General features: G+C 68.3%; 8 protein-coding genes. 3 read left to right on the forward strand and 5 right to left on the reverse strand.

The window, feature by feature from the left end:
* Positions 1 to 216: 216 nt before the first annotated feature.
* Positions 217 to 675, forward strand: a complete 459-nt coding sequence (locus A5704_RS03440) for a hypothetical protein (protein WP_231968758.1) — start codon at positions 217 to 219, stop codon at positions 673 to 675.
* On the opposite strand, the gene hsaB is transcribed toward A5704_RS03440, so the two are convergent.
* The 4 genes from hsaB to hsaA all read right to left on the reverse strand — a co-directional run bounded on the left by hsaB (position 672) and on the right by hsaA (position 4279).
* The gene (gene hsaB, locus A5704_RS03445; protein WP_067761019.1) at positions 672 to 1235 is read right to left on the reverse strand and encodes a 3-hydroxy-9,10-secoandrosta-1,3,5(10)-triene-9,17-dione monooxygenase reductase subunit; all 564 of its coding nucleotides are present in this window, start codon (positions 1233 to 1235) and stop codon (positions 672 to 674) included. The two genes, A5704_RS03440 and hsaB, sit on opposite strands and share 4 nt — an antisense overlap.
* 2 nt (positions 1236 to 1237) lie before the next feature.
* The gene (hsaC, locus tag A5704_RS03450) at positions 1238 to 2140 is read right to left on the reverse strand and encodes an iron-dependent extradiol dioxygenase HsaC (RefSeq protein WP_067761017.1); all 903 of its coding nucleotides are present in this window, start codon (positions 2138 to 2140) and stop codon (positions 1238 to 1240) included.
* Positions 2140 to 3015 carry a 4,5:9,10-diseco-3-hydroxy-5,9,17-trioxoandrosta-1(10),2-diene-4-oate hydrolase gene (gene hsaD, locus A5704_RS03455; RefSeq protein ID WP_067778657.1) on the reverse strand — a complete coding sequence of 292 codons (876 nt, stop codon included), beginning with the start codon at positions 3013 to 3015 and terminating at the stop codon, positions 2140 to 2142. The genes hsaC and hsaD overlap by 1 nt, the downstream gene beginning before the upstream one ends.
* Before the next feature lie 79 nt (positions 3016 to 3094).
* A complete protein-coding gene (hsaA, locus tag A5704_RS03460; protein ID WP_067761008.1) occupies positions 3095 to 4279 on the reverse strand; it encodes a 3-hydroxy-9,10-secoandrosta-1,3,5(10)-triene-9,17-dione monooxygenase oxygenase subunit in 1185 nt (394 codons plus the stop codon).
* Between the two features lie 158 nt (positions 4280 to 4437).
* On the opposite strand from hsaA, the gene A5704_RS03465 reads away from it, so the two are divergent.
* Both A5704_RS03465 and A5704_RS03470 read left to right on the forward strand, forming a co-directional pair.
* A complete protein-coding gene (locus A5704_RS03465; RefSeq protein WP_067887392.1) occupies positions 4438 to 5520 on the forward strand; it encodes a ferredoxin--NADP reductase in 1083 nt (360 codons plus the stop codon).
* A 50-nt stretch (positions 5521 to 5570) separates the two neighbouring features.
* Positions 5571 to 6104 (forward strand): hypothetical protein, encoded by a 534-nt coding sequence (locus A5704_RS03470; protein WP_067761004.1) that lies wholly within the window; start codon positions 5571 to 5573, stop codon positions 6102 to 6104.
* A gap of 90 nt (positions 6105 to 6194) precedes the next feature.
* On the opposite strand, the gene A5704_RS03475 is transcribed toward A5704_RS03470, so the two are convergent.
* The coding region (locus A5704_RS03475; protein ID WP_197508442.1) for an acyl-CoA dehydrogenase family protein at positions 6195 to 7399 on the reverse strand (1205 nt) is incomplete at its 5' end.

Genomic DNA, 7399 nt, shown 5'->3' on the forward strand with positions numbered 1-7399 from the left:
GCCGATGAGCGAGCGGCGACGCGCCGTCGACTGGTTGTACGGCGCCGGCCCTGCGCGACTCATCCTCGCGGCGCCCCGGTGCCGCCGGGTAGAGGCCAAGGTCACCCGGCCGAAGCCTGGCCGATCCAGCCGGTTGTTTTACCTACGCCAGATAGGGGGATCCCACTACGAGCCAGGCCCAGCGCCAGGCGAAAACCGATCTGATGGGAGCCCATGATGAACAGCACCGCTATCTGGCTCGTGGTCGCCGCCGCGGCGGTCTTTGTAATTCTGGCCGTCGTCGTCGCGCTCACCAGGGTGCGACGCCAACGCCGGCAACGGCAGGCGGAGGAGATCCGCGAACAGGCCAAGCTGGAGACCGCGAAGGTCGAACGCCGCGAGGCCCTGGCCCAGGAGACGGCCGCCAAGGCCCGCGCGGCCCAGGCCGAGGCGGAGGCCAAGGCGGCGGAGGCCGCCCGGCTGCAGGAACGGGCGGCCAACCATCAAAGCGAGGTCGCGGCGTCGCGAGAGCAACTGCAGGAGCAGTTGAAGCGCGCCGACGAACTGCACCCGGAAACCGATGCGAAGCCCGCGGATAAGCATGACGATCCCGACATCGCGCGGTCCTCGGAGGCGCACGACCCGACGGCGGACGTCGAGGGCGTCCGGCACGAAACGTACCGCGGAACGGCTTAGAGCCAGGTGTCCTGAGTGGTGGCGGTGAGAAACGCCTCCAGGTCGTCACGCCACTGCGCCGGCGTCGTCTTGTCCGGTTCGATGCCGGTGTACTCCCCGCGATAGAACAGCAGCGGGCGCGGCTTGATCTTGGGCGCCTCCGACAACGACTGCACCGCGCCGAAGACCACGAAATGGTCGCCACCGTCGTGCACGGACGCCACCTTGCAGTCGATGTAGGCCAGCGACCCGTCGATGATCGGCGAGCCGAGTTCCGAGGCGTGCCAGTCGATTCCGGCGAACTTGTCCGGCTCCTTCGAGCCGAAACGCGCGGAAACGTTCTTCTGCTTCTCGGTCAACACGTTGACGCAGAACCGGCCGCTGGCCTCGATGGCCTGCCAGGACCGCGACACCTTGGTCGGGCAGAACAGCACCAGCGGCGGATCCAGCGACAGGGCGGCGAACGACTGGCAGGCAAAGCCGACCGGGACCTCGTCGTGCACCGTGGTGATGATCGTGATGCCGGTGCAGAACTGGCCCAGCACCTGCCGGAAGGCCCGCGGATCGATCGGCGCCGACATGATTACCCGCGGGCGCCGACCGTGAAGTCGTGGCCCCACAAACTCACGGCGGTGCTTTCCCGGGCGACCCAGTCGTCGTCCTCCACTTGCCTTCCCTCGCAGCCGAATTCGACGTCGAACCCGCCGGGCGTCTTCATGTAGAACGACAGCATCAGGTCGTTGACGTGGCGGCCCAGGGTGGCCGACATGGGCACCTTGCGGCGCAGCGCCCGGTCCAGGCACAGACCCACGTCGTCGGCGTTCTCGACCTCCATCATCAGGTGCACGATGCCACTGGGCGTCGGCAGCGGCAGGAAGGCCAGGCTGTGGTGCCGCGGGTTGCAGCCGAAGAACCGCAGCCACGCGGGCGCGCCGTCGGCGGGCCGGCCCACCACCTGGGGCGGCATTCGCATCGAGTCGCGCAGCTTGAAGCCGAGCACGTCCCGGTAGAAGTGCAACGCCTCGTCGTCGTCGCGGGTGGACAACACCACGTGTCCCAGGCCCTGCTCACCGGTGACGAACTTGTGCCCGTACGGGCTGACCACGCGCCGGTGCTCCAGCGCGACGCCGTGAAACACCTCCAGGCAGTTGCCGGACGGGTCGGCGAACCGGATCATCTCGGCGACCCGGCGATCCGCCAACTCGGCGGCGGTGGCCTCCTTGTAGGGCACGCCCTCGACGTCAAGTCGGTTCCGAATCTCTTGCAGTCCTTCGGCATTGGCGCACTCCCAGCCGGCCTCCATCAGGTGGTCGCGCTCGCCGGGCACGATCACCAGCCGGGCCGGGAAGTCGTCCATGCGCAGGTAAAGCGCGCCCTCGGTGTTGCCTTTGCCCTCGACCATGCCGAGCACCTTCAGGCCGTATTCACGCCAGGCCGCCATGTCGGTGGCCTCGATGCGCAGGTAGCCCAGCGAACGGATGCTCATCACGCACCTCCCAGGAAATCGACGGTCAACTTGTTGAACTCGTCGAACTTCTCCACCTGCGCCCAGTGCCCACACTGCCCGAAAACGTGGAGCTGCGCACGCGGAATGGTCTTCAGCGCGACCAGCGCGCCGTCCAGCGGGTTGACCCGGTCCTCGCGACCCCAGATCAACAGCACGGGCTGGCGCAGCCGGTGCACCTCGCGCCACATCATCCCGAGCTCGAAATCGGCCCCCGCGAAGGACATTCCCATCGCGCGGGTCGCCATCAGCGATTCCGGCGTGCTGGCCAGCGCGAACCGCTCGTCGATCAGTTCGGGCGTGATCAGCTTCTGGTCGTAGACCATGACCCGCAGGAACGCCTCGAGGTTCTCCCGGGTGGGTTCGGCGGAGAACTTGCCCAGTCGCTTGACGCCCTCGGTCGGGTCGGGGGCGAACAGGTTGATGCTCAGCCCACCGGGCCCCATCAACACCAGCCGGCCCGCCCGGTCCGGGTAGTCGAGGGCGAACCGAACCGCGGTGCCCCCGCCGAGCGAATTGCCAACCAGCGGAACGCGTCCCAGCCCGAGCTGGTCGAAGAGCCCCTTGAGGGCCCGCGCGGCGTAGTGGTTGAACTGCCCGTGTTCGGCGCGCTTGTCGGAGAGCCCGTAGCCGGGCTGGTCGACGGCCAGCACGTGAAATCGCTGCGCCAGCACCGGAATGTTGCGCGAGAAGTTGGTCCAGCTCGCCGCGCCTGGACCCCCGCCATGCAACAGCACCACCGTCTGATCGTTGCCGACCCCGGCCTCGTGATAGTGCAGCTTCAGCGGCCCGTCGACGTCGACTTCGGCGAATCGCGAAGTCGAGTCGAACGTCAGCTGTTCGGTCGTGGCCGTCATTCAGCGCCGCTCCTCTCCCCCGCAAGCGGGTGGGGTCCCCGCGTCGCTCTTACGCTCTGCATCGTCGCCGGCGCACGGCCTAGACCATCGTGTCGCCCGGCGGCAACCCGAACTCGTTGTTCCCGAAGATCTGGTAAGCCCGCTCGGGGTCGTTGGCCGCGTGCACCCGGCCCGCGTGCGCGTCACGCCAGAACCGTTGCACCGGTTGATCGTTGCCCAGCGCGGTCGCGCCCGAAGCCTCGAACAGCCGGTCGATCGAAGCGATCGCCCGCCCGGTCGCGCGCACCTGGTCACGGCGCGCGCGGGCGCGCAGCTCGAACGGGATCTCCTTGCCCGCGGACAGCAACGCGTATTCGTCGGCGACGTTGCCGCTCAACTGGCGCCACGCCGCGTCGATGTCACTGGCCGCCTCGGCGATGCGCACCTTGGCGAACGGGTCGTCCTTGGCCTTCTCCCCGGCGAACGCCGCGCGCACCCGCTTGCCCTGGTGCTCCACGTGCGCGTCGTACGCGCCGTAGGCCATGCCGACGATCGGCGCAGAGATGGTGGTGGGATGCATTGTGCCCCAAGGCATCTTGTACACCGGGGCGGTGTTGGTCTGGTACCCGCCGGCGGTGCCGTCGTTCATCGCCTTGTAGGACAGGAACCGGTGCCGGGGCACGAAGACGTCCTTGACCACCACGGTGTTGCTGCCCGTGCCGCGCAGGCCGACGACATGCCAGACGTCGTCGATGCGGTACTCACTGCGCGGGATCAGGAAGCTGCCGAAGTCGACCGGGCGGCCGTCTTTGATCACCGGACCGCCGAGGAAGGCCCACGTGGCGTGGTCGCATCCCGACGACCAGTTCCACGAACCGTTGACCAGGTAGCCGCCATCGGTCACCACGCCGGCACCCATCGGCGCATACGACGACGAGACCCGCACGTTCGCGTCGTCGCCCCAGACTTCCTCCTGTGCCTGCTGGTCGAACAGCGCCAGGTGCCAGTTGTGCACGCCGATGATCGAACTCACCCAGCCGGTGGACCCGCACGCGCTGGCGAGCCGCCGCACGGCCTCGTAGAACAGGCCCGGATCGCACTGCAAGCCGCCCCACTGCTCGGGCTGCAGCAGCGTGAAGAAGCCGATGTCCTGCAGTTCCTGGACGGTCTCGTCGGGCAGCCGCCGCAAATCCTCCGTCGCCTGAGCGCGCTCCCGAATCCGCGGCAGCAGATCGTCGATGCCGGCCAAAACCGACTGCGCGTCACGTTGTTGAATGGACGTCACTTAAGTTTGCCTCCTGGGCCAGACTTACTCAGCGGGCTTACACCAGAGACTAGAACACGTTCCGATTTGTGTCGAGCAGGGTATTCCTGCGGCTGGTAGCGATACGAATCGGCTTTTCTGTAACATGTTCTAGTTGTAACGAGAGGGAGGATAGGGTCTTGGCCGAGGCCAACCTCGACGAGCCGCTCGGCGACCATGTCCTTGAACTGCAGATCGCCGAGGTCGTCGCCGAGACGGACGACGCGCGGTCGCTGGTGTTCGCGGTACCCGCCGAGCCGGGCGACCCCGACATCCCGCCCGAGCGGCTGCGCTACGCGCCCGGGCAATTCCTGACGCTGCGCGTCCCCAGCGAGCGCACCGGTTCGGTGGCCCGCTGCTACTCGCTGTGCAGCTCCCCGTTCACCGACGACGCGCTGACCGTCACGGTCAAGCGGACCGCGGACGGCTACGCGTCCAACTGGCTGTGCGAGCACGCGCGGGCGGGCATGCGGATCCACGTGCTGGCCCCGTCGGGCAACTTCGTGCCCAAGACGCTCGACGACGACTTCCTGTTGATGGCGGCGGGCAGCGGGATCACCCCGATCATGTCGATCGCCAAGTCGGCCCTCGCCGAGGGCAGCGGCCAGGTGACGCTGCTCTACGCCAACCGCGACGACAAGTCGGTGATCTTCGCCGACGCGCTGCGCGACCTGTCCGCCAAGTACCCCGACCGGCTCACCGTGGTGCACTGGCTGGAATCACTGCAGGGGATGCCGAGCGTGGCCGCGCTGGCGAGGCTCGCGTCCCCCTACACCGGCCGGCCGGTGTACATCTGCGGGCCCGGGCCCTTCATGAACGCGGCCCGCGAAGCGCTGGAATCGCTGAAAGTGCCTGCGGCGCAAGTGCATGTCGAGGTGTTCAAGTCGCTGGACTCCGACCCGTTCGCGGCGGTGAAGATCGACGACACCGCCCCGGGCGACGCGCCGCCGGCCACCGCGGTGGTGCAGCTCGATGGCGAAACCCACACCGTGTCGTGGCCGCGCAACGCCAAGCTGCTCGACGTCCTGCTGGCCAAGGGCCTGGACGCGCCGTTCTCCTGCCGCGAGGGCCACTGCGGCGCGTGCGCGTGCACCTTGCGCGGCGGCAAGGTCAGCATGGAGGTCAACGACGTGCTCGAGCAGCAGGACCTCGACGACGGCCTGATCCTGGCCTGTCAATCTCACCCGGAATCTGATTCGGTAGAAGTCACCTACGACGAATAGTCGCGGGGTTAGGTTCACCTTCAGGGTTGGCGAACCGAAAGGGGAGCAGCATGAAGCGACTGATCACCGGGTGTGCGGTCATCGGGTCGGCGTTGGCGTTGCTGCCCGCCCCGGCGGCCGGCGCGGCCAGCAACACCGCGACCACGCTGTTCCCGCTCGACGGGCCCAACCAGCTCGAAACGCGCACCATCCTGAACTGCTTCAAGGCCGACGGCCACTGCGACTTCACCGCCGGGGCGGACATGCTGACGCCCGACGGGGTGACAGGCTTCCCGAACGGCCTCTGGGCCCGACAGACCACCGAGATCCGGTCGTCGAACCGCCTGGCCTACCTGGACGCGCACGCCAACGGTGAGCACGAGCGGGTGATGAAGTCGATGGGGTCCGACGAGATCACCACGGTCTACTTCGGCGAGGGTCCGCCGGAGAAGTACCAGACGACCGGGCGCATCGACTCCACCGATTGGCAGACCGGTCAGCCCAAAACCGACAACAACGTCATCGTCTGCACCCACATCCAGGTGGTCTATCCCGGGGTCAACATCACCTCGCCCAGCACCTGCGCGCAGACCACGTTCTCCTAGCTGCCCCGTCGCCGAGATTGCGCCCAGGGTCGTGATTTCGGGCAATCCACGACCGTGGTGGCAATCTCGGCGAAGGTTCGGCGAAAGCCGTCAGCGGGGCAGGCCGAGGAGCCGCTCGGCGGCCACGGTGAGCAGGATCTGCTCGGTGCCGCCGGCGATGGTGAGGCAGCGGGTGTTGAGAAAGTCGTACACCGCGTGGTTGCGGACCAGCCCGCCGCCCTCGGAGACGTCCATCATGTATTCGGCCAGTGCCTGCCGATAGCGCACGCCGATGAGCTTGCGGACGCTGGACTGCGCCCCGGGGTCCTGCCCGCCGACGGCGAGCTGGGCGATCCGCTGGTCGAGCAGCGCGCCGGTCTGGGCGATGACGATCAACCGCCCGAGCCGGTCCTGCTGAGCGGCGTCGAGGTCGAGCTCGCCGAGCACCTTGAGCAGCTCCTCCATCGGATTGCCCAGCGCGGTGCCGGTGGCCATCGCGACCCGCTCGTTGGCCAGCGTGGTCCGGGCCAGCCGCCAGCCGTCGTTCACCGCGCCGACCACCAGCTCGTCGGGCACGAACACGTTGTCCAGGAAGACCTCGTTGAACAGCGAGTCACCGGTGATCTCACGCAGCGGGCGGATCTCGATGCCCGGCGAGCGCATGTCCACCAGGAAGTAGGTGATGCCCTTGTGCTTCGGGGCGTCGGGGTCGGTGCGCGCCAGGCACACGCCCCACCGGGCCTTGTGGGCCGCCGACGTCCACACCTTCTGCCCGGTGAGCAGCCAGCCGCCTTGGGAATCTGGTGCACGAACCGCCTTGGTGCGCAGCGACGCCAGGTCGGAGCCGGCTCCCGGCTCGGAAAACAGTTGGCACCAAAGGAATTCGCCGCGCAGGGTGCCCGGCACGAAGCGCTCGATCTGTTCCGGTGTGCCGTGCTCGAGGATGGTCGGCGCGGCCCACCAGCCGATCACCAAGTCCGGGCGCACCACGCCGGCGGCCGCCAGCTCCTGATCGATGAGCAATTGTTCGGCCGGTGACGCGCCGCGCCCGTGCGGCGCCGGCCAGTGCGGGGCCTGCAGCCCGGCCTCGGCGAGCGCCGCCTGCCGCTTCTCGACTGGCAGCGCGGCGATTTCGGCAACGGTTGCGGCGATCTCCGCGCGCTGGCCCTCGACATCGGTGAGATCGATTCCGAGGCGGCGCCGCACACCGCCCTGGGTCAGTTCGGTGACCCGGCGCAACCAGCGCTCGGCGCCGCCGAGGAACCGGCCGATCGCGTGCGCCCGCCGCAGGTACAGGTGCGCGTCGTGCTCCCAGG

It is taken from the genome of Mycobacterium sp. E735 (assembly GCF_001666955.1).
Lineage (GTDB): Bacteria > Actinomycetota > Actinomycetes > Mycobacteriales > Mycobacteriaceae > Mycobacterium.